16 protein-coding genes and 1 pseudogene are annotated in these 18,453 nt (G+C 34.8%); 5 read left to right on the top strand and 12 right to left on the bottom strand.

Going from position 1 to position 18,453, the window contains the following annotated elements; all coding sequences use genetic code 11:
- Positions 1-79: 79 nt before the first annotated feature.
- Together SFC66_RS04610 and SFC66_RS04605 are read left to right on the top strand one after the other, a co-directional pair.
- Positions 80-1,411 (top strand): hemolysin family protein, encoded by a 1,332-nt coding sequence (locus SFC66_RS04610; protein WP_411217524.1) that lies wholly within the window; start codon positions 80-82, stop codon positions 1,409-1,411.
- 223 nt (positions 1,412-1,634) lie between these two features.
- A complete protein-coding gene (locus tag SFC66_RS04605) occupies positions 1,635-1,901 on the top strand; it encodes a hypothetical protein (protein ID WP_411217523.1) in 267 nt (88 codons plus the stop codon).
- Positions 1,902-2,058: 157 nt separating this feature from the next.
- Here SFC66_RS04605 and SFC66_RS04600 read toward each other — a convergent pair.
- The 5 genes and pseudogenes from SFC66_RS04600 to SFC66_RS04580 all read right to left on the bottom strand — a co-directional run.
- Positions 2,059-2,241, bottom strand: a pseudogene (locus SFC66_RS04600) (SDR family oxidoreductase); the annotation flags it as partial.
- 204 nt (positions 2,242-2,445) lie between these two features.
- Entirely contained in the window at positions 2,446-3,537 is a 1,092-nt protein-coding gene (locus tag SFC66_RS04595) for an AAA family ATPase (protein WP_411217522.1), read from the bottom strand.
- Positions 3,534-4,343 carry a DUF6414 family protein gene (locus SFC66_RS04590; RefSeq protein WP_411217521.1) on the bottom strand — a complete coding sequence of 270 codons (810 nt, stop codon included), beginning with the start codon at positions 4,341-4,343 and terminating at the stop codon, positions 3,534-3,536. The genes SFC66_RS04595 and SFC66_RS04590 overlap by 4 nt, the downstream gene beginning before the upstream one ends.
- A gap of 137 nt (positions 4,344-4,480) precedes the next feature.
- Positions 4,481-4,915 (bottom strand): hypothetical protein, encoded by a 435-nt coding sequence (locus SFC66_RS04585; protein ID WP_411217520.1) that lies wholly within the window; start codon positions 4,913-4,915, stop codon positions 4,481-4,483.
- A 322-nt stretch (positions 4,916-5,237) separates the two neighbouring features.
- Positions 5,238-6,623, bottom strand: coding sequence for a hypothetical protein (locus SFC66_RS04580; RefSeq protein WP_411217519.1), 1,386 nt, complete (start codon positions 6,621-6,623; stop codon positions 5,238-5,240).
- 744 nt (positions 6,624-7,367) lie between these two features.
- On the opposite strand from SFC66_RS04580, the gene SFC66_RS04575 reads away from it, so the two are divergent.
- Entirely contained in the window at positions 7,368-8,012 is a 645-nt protein-coding gene (locus SFC66_RS04575) for a hypothetical protein (protein ID WP_411217518.1), read from the top strand.
- 68 nt (positions 8,013-8,080) lie between these two features.
- Here the strand turns inward: SFC66_RS04575 and SFC66_RS04570 are convergent, their stop codons facing one another.
- Positions 8,081-8,938, bottom strand: coding sequence for a hypothetical protein (locus SFC66_RS04570; RefSeq protein ID WP_411217517.1), 858 nt, complete (start codon positions 8,936-8,938; stop codon positions 8,081-8,083).
- Between the two features lie 175 nt (positions 8,939-9,113).
- Here SFC66_RS04570 and SFC66_RS04565 point away from each other — a divergent pair, with 175 nt between their 5' ends.
- Positions 9,114-9,332 (top strand): hypothetical protein, encoded by a 219-nt coding sequence (locus tag SFC66_RS04565; protein ID WP_411217516.1) that lies wholly within the window; start codon positions 9,114-9,116, stop codon positions 9,330-9,332.
- 256 nt (positions 9,333-9,588) lie between these two features.
- Positions 9,589-9,981, top strand: coding sequence for a YhjD family protein (locus SFC66_RS04560; RefSeq protein ID WP_411217515.1), 393 nt, complete (start codon positions 9,589-9,591; stop codon positions 9,979-9,981).
- Between the two features lie 52 nt (positions 9,982-10,033).
- Here the strand turns inward: SFC66_RS04560 and SFC66_RS04555 are convergent, their stop codons facing one another.
- The 6 genes from SFC66_RS04555 to SFC66_RS04530 all read right to left on the bottom strand — a co-directional run bounded on the left by SFC66_RS04555 (position 10,034) and on the right by SFC66_RS04530 (position 18,453).
- The gene (locus tag SFC66_RS04555; protein ID WP_411217514.1) at positions 10,034-10,840 is read right to left on the bottom strand and encodes a hypothetical protein; all 807 of its coding nucleotides are present in this window, start codon (positions 10,838-10,840) and stop codon (positions 10,034-10,036) included.
- Entirely contained in the window at positions 10,833-12,479 is a 1,647-nt protein-coding gene (locus SFC66_RS04550; RefSeq protein ID WP_411217513.1) for a site-specific integrase, read from the bottom strand. Before SFC66_RS04550 ends, SFC66_RS04555 begins: the two co-directional genes overlap by 8 nt.
- A gap of 8 nt (positions 12,480-12,487) precedes the next feature.
- The gene (locus SFC66_RS04545) at positions 12,488-15,205 is read right to left on the bottom strand and encodes a helix-turn-helix domain-containing protein (protein ID WP_411217512.1); all 2,718 of its coding nucleotides are present in this window, start codon (positions 15,203-15,205) and stop codon (positions 12,488-12,490) included.
- Positions 15,195-16,481: a hypothetical protein gene (locus tag SFC66_RS04540; RefSeq protein WP_411217511.1), complete on the bottom strand. Its 1,287-nt coding sequence runs from the start codon at positions 16,479-16,481 to the stop codon at positions 15,195-15,197. Before SFC66_RS04540 ends, SFC66_RS04545 begins: the two co-directional genes overlap by 11 nt.
- 276 nt (positions 16,482-16,757) lie before the next feature.
- Positions 16,758-17,531 (bottom strand): hypothetical protein, encoded by a 774-nt coding sequence (locus SFC66_RS04535; RefSeq protein ID WP_411217510.1) that lies wholly within the window; start codon positions 17,529-17,531, stop codon positions 16,758-16,760.
- Positions 17,532-17,874: 343 nt separating this feature from the next.
- Positions 17,875-18,453, bottom strand: a complete 579-nt coding sequence (locus SFC66_RS04530; RefSeq protein WP_411217509.1) for an SDR family NAD(P)-dependent oxidoreductase — start codon at positions 18,451-18,453, stop codon at positions 17,875-17,877.

Genomic DNA, 18,453 nt, shown 5'->3' with positions numbered 1-18,453 from the left:
TCTATTGCCGCAGCGAAAGAAGACACCAATATAGGAATACAACATCATACGGAGGTGAACCCCTGTTTAGGGGGAAAATTTGGACCCATTATTAGCACTTAATTTAGCTTTAGTCGCCTTGTTCATCATTCTGACGGCATTCTTCGTCGGTGCCGAGTTCGCAGTCGTGAAAGTACGTATGTCACGAATCGAGCAGCTCATCGAGGAAGGGAACAAGACCGCCTTAGTCGTACAGAAGCTTGTCCGTGATCTCGATTACTATTTATCAGCCTGTCAGTTGGGCATCACTGTCACCGCACTGGTACTAGGTGCACTTGGTGAGCCTACTGTCGAAAAGATATTACACCCAGTATTCGAGTACTTCGGTTTATCAGAATCTCTTTCTACCATTCTTTCATTCGCCATCGCCTTTGCAGTCGTGACTTTCCTGCACGTCGTCATCGGTGAGCTGGCTCCGAAAACATTGGCTATTCAGTACACAGAGAAAATGACGCTCATTCTGGCGCGTCCATTGTACTGGTTTGGAAAGCTGATGGCACCTTTTATCTACACATTGAATGGATCTGCCCGTATCTTCCTTCGCATGTTCGGCGTCAAGCCGGTTGCGCACGAGCAGGCCCACTCCGAAGAGGAACTGAAGATCATCATGGCACAAAGCTTCCAGAGTGGTGAAATCAACAAAACTGAGCTGGATTATATGGAGAACATCTTCACATTCAACGATCGTGTGGTCAAGGACATCCTTGTACCGCGCACCCAAGTTGCTGCTATTTCTGACACGATGACTCGCCAGGAAATCCAGGAAGTCATGGTGGAGCATCAGTATACACGTTACCCTGTCACAGAAGATGGTGACAAGGACCGTATTTATGGTTTTGTGAACGTGAAGGAAATGCTGACTGATTTCGCATCAAAAAAAGATAGAAACCTGGATGCATTCATCCATCCGATTCCGACAGTGCATGAAGGAACAAGTCTGAATGATACACTCCTGACTATGCAGAAAAAACGAGTTCATATCGCTTTGGTTGTTGATGAATACGGCGGTACTGCCGGTATCGTGACGATGGAAGACATGCTTGAAGAAATCGTCGGGGAAATCCGTGACGAATTCGACGAGAATGAAAAACCGGATATCCAGAAAATCACCGAGAATAAGTACCGCTTAAATGGACGTGTCCTGCTCGAAGAAATCGAGGAACAGTTCAACATCCACTTCGTCAATGAAGCGGAAGTGGATACAATCGGAGGCTGGATGCTCACCAATTTCCGCAGCATCGAAGACCATCAAGTCATCGAAGCATACGGTTATGAATGGGAAATAACCGAAACACTGAACCATCAAATCGTTGAAGTGGAAATGCGCAAGCAAACGCAAGTTGAACAGCTGGAAGAAAGCATCTCCAATTAAAGAAACGCCGTCCTATAATAGGGCGGCGTTTTCTATTGCTAGTTATCCAGATGCACTGTAAATGCATTATCAAAATAATATCCATTCGAATTTATATTATATTTTAATTTCCATCAGGTAGTAAGTATCATAAATTCAAGCTATTTTTTTGATATAACTAAAATTCCTAACTTATAGTGAGATGCGGGTATACAAGATTATAAGAAGGAGAGGAGGAAGGGTTTTGACGAAGGTCTTATGTACGGTGTTACTTACAATACTGCTATTATCTGCTTGCAGCGAATCATCAGCAATAAATTTTAGCGAATTGGAAATTGCTCCGGGGAAAGTGCAGGAACAAATTGATACCAATCATACGCTGCAATTAATAAGTGAAAAGGACGGTACGTTATATATTGTTTTCCAATCCAATGGAGAGGTTGCTTCAGATCTTGAAGTGCAAGGGGACACCTTAACTGTAAAGCTAGATGAAGAAAATGAACGATGTTGAGTTACAGAAGCATGTCTACCAGTTAGAGGCAGGTGAAGGGGATTATAAGATCGATGTTCATGTGAATGGAGAATCCACTGCTTTTGATAATGCTACGCAAATATAAATTATTGCATTAGAAAGGGAGAACAGCCAAGCTGTTCTCCCTGTATTGATATTATTGAGCCAAATAACCGCCATCCACTACAAGTGTTTCGCCAGTTACAAAATCATTTTCAGTCAAGAACACGATAGCATGGGCAATTTCATCAGCTTTACCAAGACGGCCGATTGGGTGCTTAGCTACTAATGTATCATAGAAGTCACCAAGAGCCTCTTTATTCACCATGCCGGAATCCACTTATCACCCATAAATAAATATGTACATCATTATTTTTTATAGTTATTAGTTGATTTTACTCGCATATCATCTATGATATTTACGTTGTACATAATTTATATAGTGTACAGATTAGAATTTATGAATGGAAATAAGGTTATAAAAAAGCTTCTTGCCCAATTTAGGGAAGAGGCTTCTTCAATCTTATTTATGATGAGCTGCATTTCATTCTAGCTGTCTTATTATACTTTGTGCCATTGAATTACCTATTATCTTATTTATATTCCGGGCATTATCAAAGTGATCTTTGACTAAATAAAACTTATTAAGTATGTTATTTTCTTCTATGACTTGTCTATCTGATGCATCATACTTTTCAATGTGATTGCGATACGCTATATCAGCTATTTTCATTTTTGCTTCATCGGAAAGTGCATCATAGCATATATGAGCATCGAATCTAGAAGAAATGGCAGCGCCTAGCATTAATTCTATCTCTTCTTCACTAGTATAATTTGATGTGCAAATTATAATTGTATTCTTGAGGTCGACTTCATAGTATTTATCACTAAAGCTGCCCTCTTCAAATACCTCATAAAAAGCACTAAAGAACATCGGATGAGCTTTATCAAACTCATCTAATAAGATAACATTGGTTTCCCTATCTAATAAATCTTTAGCGAATGAATTAGATCTATCACCAAATAAATAATTACTATATTCGTTATTTTGAAACATTGATAACTGCTTTCTAAAGATACGCTTATCTCTATACATAACACTGTTTATTAGTTTTGCTGTTTCAGTCTTACCTACTCCAGATGGACCGTATAACATAATTACAATAGGCTTATCATAATTTTTATTGGTTAAAGGAAAAATAGTCTCGAGTATTTTATTCCTCGCTTCAACTTGCCCAAATACAACTTCATTAAATTTGTCTCTTATTGTTCGGATATCGCTTCTACTAATCTTTAGATAATCATAGCTTTCCTCATATATCTCAAATTGATGCCGTTTCAATTGCTTTCTTATGCTACTTGGTGGATTATGCAAAAAGACGGTATCAATATTTGAAGACATTCTTATAATGGCTAAGTAGTTTGCAAAGTTCTCAATAAAGTGTTCCATAGCACTAGCATATTCACTTGAATAAACTACTAGACTCCGTGCATCTTCCAGTGTTGAAATAATTGCTTCTTTTTTTTCGGTGCGATTATCTATAAAGGCAATAAATGTTGTCAAAGATACATAGTTTGTTTCTGGGACAATCTCCGTGAACTCGTCAACAGGACCATTGTATATTATTATATTCATCCCTTACTCCTCTTAATACCGGCTAGAATTACATCATATACCTTCAATGGTTTTTCACCTTTATCTTCGCCCTTAGGCTTCTCTGGACCGTTTAATAAGTCTTCTGAAGTTATTTGATTTTGTTTTGTGTTTCTTTGGTTTATATTTTGATTTCTAGGTTTATTATCTAACTCATTTTCTAGCAGTAGATCATCCTTATTACATTCACCTACTTCAATACCGTAGAAAACCAAGTTCATTTTTGTTAAATCAGCAAGGCTGTAACTGTTTCTAAAAGCGTTAATATTAAATCTAAGTACAACCTCATCATCCTCTTTGTCGGCCAACAGATCATAGTAACCCTTGGCATTATTGAGTAATTCATCCATCTCCAAGAAATTAATATCCTGTATTTCTTTAGTGATTTCTGAGTCTTCTTTAATCATTTTTAGATATGGAGAAAATAGCTTAACGTATGCAAAAGACCCCTCAATAATCTTAACATTAAAATTATTTAGTACCTCTATGTAATCCTCGCTTTCAGGGTCATTGGCGTAATTAACAAAATCGGCAAGAATAGTATTAGAAAGAGTAGTCTTATATAGTGTATTCTTCGATTTACTTACATCTGCACTAAATCCAGCAGAGACACTAGCTTTAATGAGCGAGAGTACATTCTTACCAAATTTCACATCACCATTGGTTACAACTTTTAAATTTCGTCCAGCTGTGTCTTGTTGTTCATCAGTAAAGTTAATATCTCCTCCAAATTTTATCTGTAGAAAATCTGTTGCAGAACCTTCGTCGAAGTAAACCACCTTTATCACGAATACTCACTCCTGTTCTAACAATTAAAAATTATTTTAAATTAGTCTTTCACTAATAATTAGAAAGCCGGTCTTATTGAATAAAGTAAAGCTGAATTAAATATGCCTTCCATTATTCAATAAAGACCTAGTTCTTTTTAATCCAATTTCACATTGTTTATTAGCTTTTGTAATTGTTGTATAGTGCTAGCTTGTATTCTGCTATCCTGAGGTCCCTCTGCTAATTCGTTTTGTATGTATTCAGTTATCACAGAAAAAGACTGTGTTATTGCATCTTTTGGCGCGATAGTCTTCTCTTGGAAGTCAATATTATCGGTTTTTGTATCGCCTAAGAATCCTCCATTTATCAACATCTGTCGAACTGATAGCTCTAGAAACTTAGATTTTGCTCCTTTGCCATTCTTTTTAGTTATATTATTAACAATATCGTTCAGTTCAGAATCCATATAGAAAAGTACTCTGGCAGGCGGCGTCTTTTTTTCCAAGGTGCCCTTTTTATATTGTTCAATTAATTCAGTATCATTCAAACCATCATTGATAACTTTATTGCTTATATCATTAGAGTTTATCAAATTGTATTGCTCCTTATTAATTAATTACTAATACTATACCACTCCGGAATCAAAAATGGTAATTTTGTTATTTAATGGTATCAATGTTGGTACCATTAATAGTACTGAAGAAGGTACTAACATATTGAATTGATAAGGAATAGTCGTCTAGGACGTTATAAATACTGATTATAACGAATGAAATTGTAGTCAATTAAAATATATAAACTCATAGATGTGCTTTTTCTAATACCATTGCTTCTCTCATCATTTTCCCTCTTTCTTATTCTTTTTAAGAGAGTAGTATAAAAAAGAGAGCATTAGCTGCTCTCTTTCGAAGTCATCAATAATAATGGTAGTCAATCTCGATTTCGAAGAGTGGATTTCCACTTTCGTTAGATGATGTATACGTGTGTGTTTGAGCATAACCATCATCAAATACCAGCATATATCTGCCGTCAACAACTTGAAGCTCGCTGACGAATTTTGGTGCCATTCCCCAGAAATCATCATAAGCAGCTTGGATTTCGTCAAAGCTACTATAAAGCGATTCAGCTTTAGAAGCATTAATTAGTACTTTGTCAATCAGGCCGTCGTCTGTAGCGACTGTGTATATTGCATCACTATATTCCAAGAGTTTGCCTTCATCGAATTCTATAACATCGAGAGGCTCTCCATACAGCGCGATCATTTGTTTCTCTGTTACCTGAAGGTTCACATCTTCGTAACGGGAAGAGTAAATTTGTGCATTACCTAGTGTTTCTCCTGCAGGAACTTGTCTGGCTTCCTTTGAACGTTTTAAATCGTCAATGTGATGGAAAGGTGCAAAATCATCTTCACTTGCTGTGTATGTTGAATCTGTACTGGATTCCTGTTCAGCGGTTGAAGTACTTTCTTCACTTTCAGTAGCGCTTTCGCTTTCTTTCTCATCAGACGTTCGCTCAACGTTATCTGCAGCATCTGTAGTTTCAGAGTCTTCTGTGCTATCTTCATCGACATCTGCAGTTTCTAAAGCCTGATAAGTGAGCATACCGTTTGCTGAGTTAATGCCTATTTTATTGTCGCCTTCTTCAAACACATAGATTGTGTCCTCATCCACATCATACTCAGAGACGTATTTGTAATTGCTGTCTTTATAATTTGAAGCTAATAGAGTGAGTGCTTCATCCTTAGAAAGTTTCAAGTCTTTAGCAGGTTGTTCCGAGGACCAATCATCTACTTTTAGTGAAGTGCCTTCATTTACCAGTTTAATGGTAAAAAGATATGCGTTGTTGTCCATATCAGTACCTGCTTCGATTACCTTAACAACATAAGAGTCCTCCTCTTTTGCGATATCTACTCTTGAATCGAATGCCAAGTTAGGTTTCATATTAGCGTCACAATCACAATAAGTAGATTCAGCTAAACCCGGCATTTTATTTTTCAAAAAATTTTCTGTAGCGATTGGTTTAACAAGTTCGTTTAACTTCTCTATATCGTAATTACCTTTGACAAACCCATACTCTTCGCGGCCTTTGTTAAGGGCCTTATAAACTTCTTCTACGACTTCGGCAGCTGTTGTCTTGATCTCTTCATCCTTAAATTCTTTCTCTTTCTTCTCTTCTGCTTTTGCAGTTGTTTCTGCTGCCACTTCTTCTTTCTCTGGGTTAATGAATTCAGTATAAGTATAATATCCTCCTACACCCAGAACTAGTGCAGCAACCACTGCGGTTAAAATCTTAGCAAACATAAGTCTTTTCTCCCTTTTATCTCTATGTTTTTTTAGTACATTCATCCTATTGTACTGGAAAAATGTCCTTTAAAGGGTTTAATTTACTTATTTTCTCAAAAAATCTATAATTTCTTATTTTAAACTATAGATTAAGGCGAAGTAAGAAATATATAGGGTTATTTAAACAATGGCTACTCCAATAAACGCTTTCTTGGTATTCAATAATTTTAGGCTCTATATGAATACGGATACCTAAACTGCTTTGGGGAGAATGATAATGTATTGAAATTAACTGCTAAAGACAGAAAAGGCTCTTCTTATAATTAGTTATCTTAAACTGTTTTTCCATACAAAATCATCTGCTGGTATATCTAAAGAATGAGCAGCTAGTCTCTACACAAAGAAACTAGTTTCCGAATTATTTGAGAGAGATGGTTTGAGTTCTTATATATTATTCAATTTAAGCTAAAACTAAATTGGTGAATGGGGTTAAGCTATGTTTTATATTTATATAACGTGAGAAAAAGGAGGAAGAGTTTATGTGTAAAGGGAATTCAAGAGCAGATAAACTTCGGAAATACTATAATAATCCTGATTTCAAACCTAAAAGTCCAGGATTTAAGCGGATTAAATTTTACAGTAAAGCACAAGCAATTGATAAATTATTGCCTTATTTGAAGATGAAGAGGTAATTAATTATTTTCTGCTGATTTATTATAAGGTCACTCAAGGTACGATACTTAATTATAAAGGAGGGTTATTGTGGACAATAAAACCGCGGCTGAAAAAATTAGGGCCTACTATAAATCTATTCCAAACAAAGGACAACGACCAGTATTTAAAAAGGTTAAGTATTCACACGAAGAAGTCATCGCCAGATTGATGCCCTACCTTAAAAAAGGTGCTTCAAGGTACGATAGTGTATCTAAGAACGTCATACAGGGTACACTATTCAGCCGCTTAAAAGAGTGCTTCAAGGTACGATATACTTTAGGTGAACATCACACAGTTAAGAGGAATGAAAGGTGTTCAAATGCGAAGGATGCAAAGCTATATGAAGAGTATATAAACAAATTTGCAGAAGAAAAAGCGAGTAATAAAGGTTGTTCAGCCGATCTTGGAGATACCGATTTCTATAAGATGAGTTTTAAAGAAGGATACAAAGAAGGCTGTAGAGATACCAGGAAGTTTATCGTACACAATCTTCGAGAATCTGGTTATTCCGAAAAAGATATTGCGCGCATTCTTTTGGAATGTGGATTTACCCGAGAGGAGATAAATGTCGTACTTGGAATATCAGAGCAGGAATTGTGGAATCTAATGCCAAGAACGCGACGTGAAATTAATGAGGACTTATATAATATGATGCGCGAGAAGGAAACGGATGAAAAGAATGGAGATCAATAAAGCATAGCATATAAAAAGACTCTCTTATTAGAGGGTCTTTTTATATTGAATCTGCTCAATTGGATGATTTATTCTATGGAATCAGCAGGCTCTTTAGAAACAAGCTTTATATTAATATCTGGATGTGTGTTTAAGTCTTGAATAGCTTTTTTAATTTCTGCAATTGAAATCGGATTTATCTTAGGGCTGTCAGCAGTTATAAACTCTTCAAGTGATCCATACTCAGTAAATCCAAATGAACCTTGCACCTCTTTGTACACTTTATTATATGCGTAAATAGCTTCTATTATCTTTTCTTTATAGTCATACATAACATCATAGCTTAAGGATTCTACCTGTCGGCAAAGACTAGAAATCATAGGTGTAATATCTACAGTTTCTTCTAAGGTTTCTAGATCTGCATTAACAACTCTTTTCCAATCAAATTTTAAGAGTTCCTTTTTATCCAGTAGGATATGGAAGCCTTCTTTATTACTACGTATCTTAGTAAGAGGAAAAGCGATATGGGATATAATATTTCGCATCTGTTTAAAGAAACGGTATTCAAAATACTCATCAAAATAATAGCTATCTCTTTTCTGAAAGTCTTTCTTTAGCTTTGTTAAATGGATACTATATTGCTTACTGCAATGATCAATGAAGGTTGTAAAGCTTGATAAGAAGTTGAGCAATAAACGGTTTGCTTCGATTAACAGTAGACTGTCCTCTTCCTCATAGGCACTCCGTTTATACTTGGTAGCTACTAAAAAGCTTTCTAGTTCTTTTCCATTCTTTAATACAATACTTCTCATCCGCATATTAGTCCTATGAAAACTTTCAATCCGCATAGGAGCCGCAAATTCTTCATATTCTTCATCAGAGAAGGGGCGTAAAAATATTACGTTTATTTCTTCGCCCTTTGTATCAATCTTCAGTAACGATCGCAAGGTTATACCTCCCCTTAATATCTTCTTCCTTATCTTTTTAGTATATAAGAGTTAAATAATTATGAAAAATCGAAAGAGTAGATAATAAATATTGGGAATTTTATGGTAAAATGATATATAAAAAATTAATAAGTTAAGGCGTACTCTTGTGAATCTTAAGATGGAGGTTGAAAAAATGGTGACGGGAACATTCTTCGGTTTAACAAAGGTACAAGAAGATGAATTTAAGAGGATTCACGAAAAGCATTACAAAGGAATGGGTTTAAGTACTAGGAGAAATTATACTCTAAACCATATTACCAATGTTGTTTGGGATGAAGCGGAGAAGTGCTACAAGGTATACTATAAGGATGGGGAATGGTGGCATTACCTTCCGGATGGAACTTGGTATTAAGTTAATATAGGAATGGGCCCCTTCCTAGTGTTGGGGTTTTTTAGTTTAAAATTGTAGTTGGAGAGCAGTGTATAACAAAGTATATCTATGTAAAACAATGTTTAACATTGTTCATCGATGAATAATCGGAAGCAGCTCTTTTTAGGAGGAGCATTTTATAAATCGATACTTATCTTAATAGATGGGAGGAATATGAACGATTATAGAGAATACCTACCTCAGTCAGTATTATTATAACTGAAAGGGTGCTCTATTAATGAAAGAATATCAAAAGGAAATCATTTATAAACATATCCTTCTTCCATTTTGTATTAAGACTGTAGAGTCGGATGTTAAGGAGATAAGTAACCACAAATTTTATTTTAGTGATACCTTCCTTAATTCATTGAATGATATTAAGACGTCTCTGTTAGAGGACTATAGAAATAATGAAATAGCGTTGAAAAGCGAAAGAATAAAAGTCAATGAACCAATTAGAATAGGGTCAGGACTCATTTATACAATATATAACTCGGGTGGAGGAGATAGTATTCCTGATCAAATTCTTCATTTAGATAAACTAATTACCTTAAGTGAAGAGCTAGTGAGAACTTACACTAATAACCCCAGATTTGAATATAGAAATGAAAGTAAAGAACCCTGGAAGTAGAATAAATAGCATAATTTTACCTTATCGCCTAGTATAAAACCCTAAGAGACACTCAATCACTATCTAATAAGTTACCGAATTTATTCTCTATATTTGCGTACATCTTTTCACCAGCGTCATTTTCGTTATTTCGTATTGAAGTAGTTTCTTTACCTTGATACTTCGTCATCTCTTTTGCAGAAGGGAAAAGATTACTAATATTCAAAGTAGTACTTTTCTCGGGGTTATGATCAAGTGAGAAAAGATTTTCGTCTAACCCAATTTTTTTTCGTTCATTAGGGAAGTTGCTGCGGATATAAAGCTCATTTAACATTGTTACATAATTAAGTAACTCTTCTTTAAGTTTAAGATTCTCTTCTTGTAATTGTACGTTTTCCTCTTTCATTTTTATGTAGTTAGTCTTTTCTTCTTCAAGTTTTTTAGCCCTCTTGTATAATTGAATCCTTGAATCTTCTAAATGGTATAATTGGTTTACGAGTTCTAGTGGATTGTTTCCATATTTCTCGACGATATAATCAATATTAACGTGATTTATTTCATCATTTTCGTCTAGATTCAAGCTGCGGCCGGCGACAATGGGCTTATTTATTAACTCTATTTGTTCCTTAATTCGTCTTCTCCAAGTCTGCCGCCCAATTATACCTCCTGTAGATTGTGCAAGGTTGCTAGGTGTTATTTTGGCCCCTCGCAGTTCCGCTTTTACTTTTAAAGCTATCTCAACAAGGTCCTCATCTGAAAAACGAGAACCAGGACCACGTGTACCTTTGTCTTTAAGTATTCTATTGTGAGGATATTTGTCATTAATCCATTTTACAATCATTTTTGACACTCTTTTATACATTTCTGTATTCTCATTCATCTCTGTATTTCTCCTCCATTATCCTGGAATCAATGAGAGCTTTATGGTCTATATATTTAAAGAGTTGGATAGCTAAAGATCTGCCTTCAGATTCATTTATCTTATCCTTCCCTTTTAAGATTTCGTATGTATCAAAACTAATTGTGGCCATCATATCAATCGTTTTAGAGATATTTTGGTTGAGTTCTTTTGAATAGCTTTCTAACCATTTAAGACCATTATTATAATCATTGACTGTGGGCTTAAAGGAATAATAGTCTTCGCAGAGCCTACAATCTTCAACACAGTTATTGGGAAAATTAGTCACATCTCTACAATATCCGTAATCAACTTTCAGCCAGTTAGTGGTTTTTGCCTCAGTATCTAATCCTACCTTGTATCTTTCAACCACTCTACTCCTTAAACCTATAAAACCATCAGATATAGAATGGCCGATTTCACCTTCCATCTTGCTTTGAGCCAGTTTATACACGAAAGACTCAGCAAAATGTTTTGCGTGTGTATAGTAATTACTTGGAGAATTAATGTGTTGATGTCCAGCCAAACGACTAATGGAAAGTATATTAAACCCTTGAAGGAACATATTTATAATGGAAAAGTGTCTAGTATCCCCAGGGGTTATCTTTTCTAAATTAGATTCACCGTACGTTGCTTCTACAATATCGTCATAGAAAAAGTCTATTAGTCTACTAAATTTGTCATCATTCTCTACATTTTCAGTAGTAATACGTGAGGGTTTGAATCTATCATTTATCCAATCTAGAGGTGGAATAAGGTACTCTGATTCAACTCCCATATTAACAAGCCATAGCACGTAATCATTTATTAAATTATATGTATGTTGGTTGATTTGGACCTGTTGATACCAATGTGTTTCGTCTGGAGAGGTTGATTGTACTTTGAAGCGTGGTATAGTAATCCAAAAAGAATTGTCTTCTTTTCTCGTTAAGCAGTCAATCTTAATACGCAAGAATTCGATAGCTCTCATTGGTATTATATTCGTAATCAGCCACCAAAGAAAAATAGGATAATACCTAATTGTTATTTCGATTGGTAGACTTGAAAAATAGTCATTTACACAGTTATTGAATGTTAATATATCATCGAATAATGGTAGATCTCGATTGTTTCTTGCGGAGATGTTTAGACTATTAACAAGATCTGTCATTTCATTCTTTAGATGGGGTAAAGGGTAAAAACTTATATAGTTAATTAATTCCTTCCCTTTGTGATATGGAGCTGATGATTTGTCTAACCCAAGGAAATAGTCTCGAACGTCATTTAATTCTTTCAGACCATTGGTTGATTTTATGACGTCTTTAAGATATTTAAGTTTGGTATGAATAGTTTTTGCTTTCTTGCCGTTATTTCTTAGGATTAGTGTATAGGCCTTCAATGAGGGAACAAAAGAACTATACTCTTCTAAGCTATAATCAAATCGTATCCATCTATATTGTCTATTGCAGTGGACATACCAAATACTATCCTTAAAAGAATCCGCCCTAACATACCCCTTATCTTTCATCTTCTTAAATAGTTCCTTATATTGCTCAAAGCCTTCATCTATATTAAACGTAGACTCTTTAGCTATTTCAATCCTATAATTCTCGACCTTAGCTAGTACACGTTTTAATTCCAACTGGTCACCTACTCAATGAATGTTTTATTTCTTAAACCTTGAACTCCGATACGTATTTCTTCAGAAGAGATAAAACTGTTAAATTGTTCTTTTGGTAGAATCGCTTTCGCTTCATTTAATACTGCTAACGTAGTCAAAAGTAATCTCTCGTCTCTTTTGAAAGTTGCTTTATAATTTGCCTCTTCCATAGATTTGATTAACCTTTTAAACTCTTTAGCTGCTTCTATTAGTACGTAGAACTGTGGTACGAAATATTCACATCCAAAGCAATTTTTTCTGGTTGTGTATCTGCAGTTTGGAGAGACCATACATTGTCCTGGTGGGGTCTTAGATGGTAACTCTTGATTAAATAGTTTTCTAATCAATACAACAAGTTCTTCCTCGGAGTAAGAGGATAGTTCTTGTATAACATTTCTTCTTAGACTTTGGTTATTGTGAAGGAATCCGGCCCAGTCTTCCAGGTCCTTTGGATTTATATCATTTCGTAAAATCTTAATAGCATCAGTTCTTTCTTCTAGTGAATGGATCTTCGCAGAGTCTTTTAATGCCAATAAAATTATATAGTTGTACAACCATCCAAAATGACCGCGTTCAAAAAGATTATTGGCAACCCGATTTACTGAACCATCTTTATTCATTGCTTTAATATAAATGCTTGTTGTGTCACTTGCTGCTGGATTACCTTTATTAGATTTGTGCGATCTGGCTTGTTTAGTAAAAGCTAGTGCAACATCTGCATTATCTGTATCTTCTTCAACGATATGGTAATGTAAATACGTCATTGTACTACGGTTCATCTTTAGATTTCTGAATACTTTTAGTTCAGGATCCTTATTAAAGAATGAGAGGTGCTCCTTTTTTATTCCTGCGAGCGCATTATTTCGAATTAAGAAGGTAAATAGCAAAGTATCTTTAAGATTGCTTCGTCTATGTATTTCTGAAATGACTAAGGCGTGGGCAAGGCATTCAATAAGAGTCGGTTCTACAAGAAAGGATATGGATGATTTTGTTTTATTAGTGACTTCTTGTTGGAGTTTAATATAGAGTTCGTTGATAATCTTTTGACATTGTTCCAATGTCATCCTATTTTCTTCGAACCAGCCCTTATTAAAAACTCCTATTTGTTCTAAAGTTACTCGAGGTATCTTCTCTACAATATCCGAATGCCGCCAGACATCAGTTAGATGGAGTAACACGTATACCCACATATTTGCGTAAGAGATACTAGATAAAGCTCTTGGTATATGAGAATTAACATCCCTTGCGTATTGATTTAATTTTTGATAAAACTCTGGAGAGTATATATCGTCATCATCATTGCTGATTTTATTCTTTGTCTTTATTACTTTGAAATCCTTTAGCGGTTTTATATCTTTTCTCGCATAGGCATATCTTATAAAACTGCAAAATTTATTCTTTAAGTAAAATGATGTGCTGGTTTGGCTCAATATTACTGATTCTATATCATCCTCGATGCCGTACCCGATATCTCTAGGTAGTAATATCAGGAGTTCTTTATAGATTTTGATATATTCGGTAATCAAAGTCTTGAGTGCGTAACCTTTTTGGCTGGTTTTACCTATACGTTCAGCTACATATTCTTTGTATAGCTTTGAAAAATTGATTAAAGAGTTTTCTTCTGGTGCGGTGACTATACCCTCCAAGAATTCCTTATATAAATTGTCCTTGGAATAATACTCGTCTGGTTTTTCCAATGTACGAGGTGTTCTTTGACGCCATTCGAAATTTTGAACATAATGAGGAACTCTATTTTTTGGAATAAACCAGCTTTTATCTATCTTAATGAAGTCTGGAATTCTTCCAAGCTCTATCTTTGAGTAGATTATGCCAACACTAAGGCCGACTTCCTTACTGAATTCCTTAGCAGACATATAGAATTCTTTAAATTCCCGGTTGTTTTTAAGTGATTGTCTAAGTTCCTCGTAAGAAATCATCAAAGCACTATCACTATCTAATCGATAGAAATCTTTTATCGTACCATTTTTGCACCAATTTTGAACTGTTGCTGGACTTTTATCTAAGAGTTTAGAAGCCTGTTTAACCGTAATATATTGTTTGTTATTAGTTATTACATTTTTGAACTGTTTATCCAAATCATCCGAAACGATAGTCTTAGCAGTGCTATTTTTTTTAGCTTTTAATACTTTTTCTAAAGCAAATTTATTTATATAGATTTTATCTATAAATAGAAATTTATCGGAATCAGAGAGTTTGCTATCAAGATTGGGGATCAAATAATTTTTAACACCAAATTTTTCTGCAGCTTCAGCCCTTGTTATGTATATTCCGGTATTAATTCTTTCTCGAAGTTCTAGAAGATGACTTACACTCTTTTGATTTTTTAGGATATAGGAGCGTTTAGAAGCTAGTATGGTTATTTCTTCTTTTTGGATAATATTCTTCTTAACTAAGAGTTTAATTGGTGATTCAGTAACACCTAATCTCTCGGAAAGCTGAGAAAATGTAAAGTAATTAACTTCTATCAATCGTTTCTTAGATAGAATTTGATGCAAAGTGACCTTTGGTATTTGCCAAATATCATCTATAATTTTACTTCCCTCAAGCAATCCTTTCCTACAGTAACTAGTGATTAATTTTGCATTAAAGTCACCTAATAGACCATCAAGAAGATTAGCAGCTTGCCGACCACTTAAGTATTCGTCAAACTCTGTATTTAATTTCTCTAAAGAATCTTTAATATCCATTCTTATTACGCCTCTCTACTAAATTAGGTATGTAACTATTGTTTAAGTTACTAAATGCTTCTTCTATCTTCTGCCGGAGTCTAGTAGTCTTTGCGATATAAGGAAGAGCAGAGCTGATTTTTTTATCTCCTCGTTTGTATGCTATTAAGAATGGGTTGTCAGTACGCTCTGCAATCATATTGGTAAAAGTTCCTCTACCTATGTGTGAGGACCAGTCGACGGTCCTAAGGTGGTTAGCAACAACAATGTCATCAGCATCTCCATAAACATTTAGATAATCGCAAAAAGCTGTCTTAACTTTATTAAAGTACTGATTATAGCTTTTGGCAGTCATTGCTTTGCCGTGTGAATTAACAAATAATGCATCAGTTCCATCTATGGTTCTATACAAGAGAACGTGATCATTAAACAATACAGTGAGCCAATCTTTTATGTTAAATACTTCTTGATATCTTACACGTTTGACTTCTGAACTGGTGTGATCTTTAATATCAAAACGATAATTGCGATCTTTTATACTGATTAAAAAATCGCCGTTTTTTATCCTTTTTGTTACTTGTGTTCTTGAGAGATTTACAATTTCACCGCAGCGAAGACCTCCCATAAATTGCATATAGATACCTAAAGCAATCCTAGGTGCTTCTAAAATTGAAATTTCTAAGAGAAGAGGAAAGTACTTAAGAGGAAATAAGTGTTCCTTCTTATCTTTTGCTGGTGCTGGATAGATTACTCCTTTAAAAGGTGATTCTATATAATTCACACGTGAATCACCAATATGCATTTCTTTTTTTTGAAATATGTTAAGCGGGATTTCAGGTAAGAAACCTTTCTTCGATAGATACGAAAAGAAATTAGTTAATGTCCTTTCGTATTCACTCACAGTTCTGGCACTTCTTTTACCGCCAGCTTTCTTCTTTCCTGTTATCTTTCCATTTCCAAGATCGTTCAAAAATTGTACACCGTGAGAAAGTTTTAATTGAGTAATAGAAGTCATTTTAAGCTCTGTCTTATGGGCTTGTATGTAATTTAAGAAAGTTACGAGATGATTAGAATACTTTCTCATAGTATTAAAGCCGCGGGAGTTATATTTTTCTAATATGAATTGAGAAATAGGGTGGATGACTTTTATTTGTGCGCCGCTATTGGGGTTGATTTTTTTAACTGATACTAAGGCAAATTTTTTCTTCTCATCATTGCTACCCCAGTTAACTACAATAACATCAGTAAAAAAAACATATGAGTGAATAGGCAAGAGGTTATCTTCTGGTCGTATCAAATCGAAACAACTCCAATCAATTAGTAGTTATCTCTGGAGGTGACTAGTTAATTTTAGGAACTTCTAAATATGTACAATCTTTTGTACGGCTATTTTGTGTGATAGGTTATAATTCCATCCTACTAACATTTTTAATCTTATACAAGAGTAAATATTCAGAAAATATACATAAGATAAGAAGCTGCTTTAGGATTACACATATGTTTTAAATAATATTAAACGTTTATAGAACAAATAATAAAAACCCGCTTTTATAAGCGAGTTTTTGTTTATAGATTAGATTGTGTTATATTCGCGTTTCTTTGGTCTCTCAAAGAATTTACCTGGGAATATTATAATCGATGCAGCCGCGATGCTTAGAGCAATATAAGGTGTAATTAAACTAGTGCCTGAGATGATAAAGGCAATTGTGCTGAACAAGAACGTATATAGTCCTATCTTCCAATTTTTCTTTGCTTTAAAAGTAGAGAACAGGGATAAAAGGAAGGTAAAGATAAATATTATAAGTTGTAGATTATGAACACCATCTATCTTCCATTCGTTGTATGCCATAAAAACGGATCCTAACAGAAAGAAGAGATAGTGCGCTTTAAAAAAGTAGGATATCCGGATCTTAGTAAACGTTAATAAAAATAAAACTAGTAGAAATCCAGCTGTAAAACCTATGAAGAATAATACTCCTATTATTGGTAAAGAAGCTTGTAACAAGATTATGTTTCCTTCGTATGCATTTAAAACCGGTTTAACTTCGTCGCTAACAAATATAGGTATTTGTTGCGTAGCAAAATCATATAAAGCTGGAGGTAATACAACTATCAAACCTAGTAGTGTAATAATCATTGCTATTGGAAGAAAGACTAATACAAATTCAAGTATGGAACCTTCTGACGTTTCATAACTATCTTCAGGTTTACTCCATTTTCCGGCAACATCTTTTTCATAACCACGCCATTTCAGTTCATCACCAATTCTTTGCCGCTCTCTCCAATTAGATATTTGACTCTCCTTGTAAATTAAATCATTGTCTGTGAACCTATTAAATCTACCCATTTTATTCCTCCATTATGTCTAATTATCCATATTATAGGTTTAATTATAACTTTATTTGAATGTAGTTATTATTATTATTTTTGGATCCTACGATTTAGATACTTAATTTATTCTTTTCTAAAGTGTCTTAACGAAAAAAAGACCATCCTGAATGGATGATGTAATTAAAAGTTCTATTTGATTTGTTTTTCAACAGCTATAAATTATTCATTTTCTTTTTTATTTATGAAGATTATATGTACAATTTTTTATCTAAGTAAAAGGAATGAAATGGCTGTGTAGATAAGGGGGGGGAGTTATTTAGAGGGATAATTTAATATGTTCATTTGTTTTGTGTACAATCTTATAGTGATAATTCTACAAAACCAGGGTTAACTGCATTTACGCGGATATTTTTATCACCATATTCCACAGCCAATGATTTAGTCAATGTGTTAACAGCACCTTTGCTGGCATTGTAAGAGAAAGCGCCAGGCTGTGCAACAAAGCCTAGTACAGAAGAAGTGTTGATGATGACACCGCCACCTGATTTAAGCATCTGCTGAATTGCTAATTTGGAAGCCAGGAAGACTGCATCTTGGTTGATAGCGATGACTTTGCGGTAATCTTCATAAGATAGTTCATGAGTCGCGCTCATGCCGCCGATACCAGCGTTATTCACAAGTATATCAACTTGACCATAGTGTGCTACTGTTTGATCGATCAAGTTTTGGATGGAGTCTTTTTCAGCTGCGTTGAACTCAACGAAGAGAACGTCCCCGCCAGCTGCTTTCAATCTGTCAGCTTCTTTTTGTCCTGCTTCAGCATTATAGTCCGCAATGACTACTTTACCGCCTTTATTAACGTAAGCTTCTGCAGCTGCAAGTCCAATTCCGGACGCCGCACCTGTTACGATTGCTACTTTTCCTTCAATATTTGCCAT

Source organism: Terribacillus saccharophilus, assembly GCF_046592895.1.
Lineage (GTDB): Bacteria > Bacillota > Bacilli > Bacillales > Amphibacillaceae > Terribacillus > Terribacillus saccharophilus_D.
Note: the sequence above shows the minus strand (reverse complement) of the source record. Positions and strands in the feature narration are given on the sequence as shown.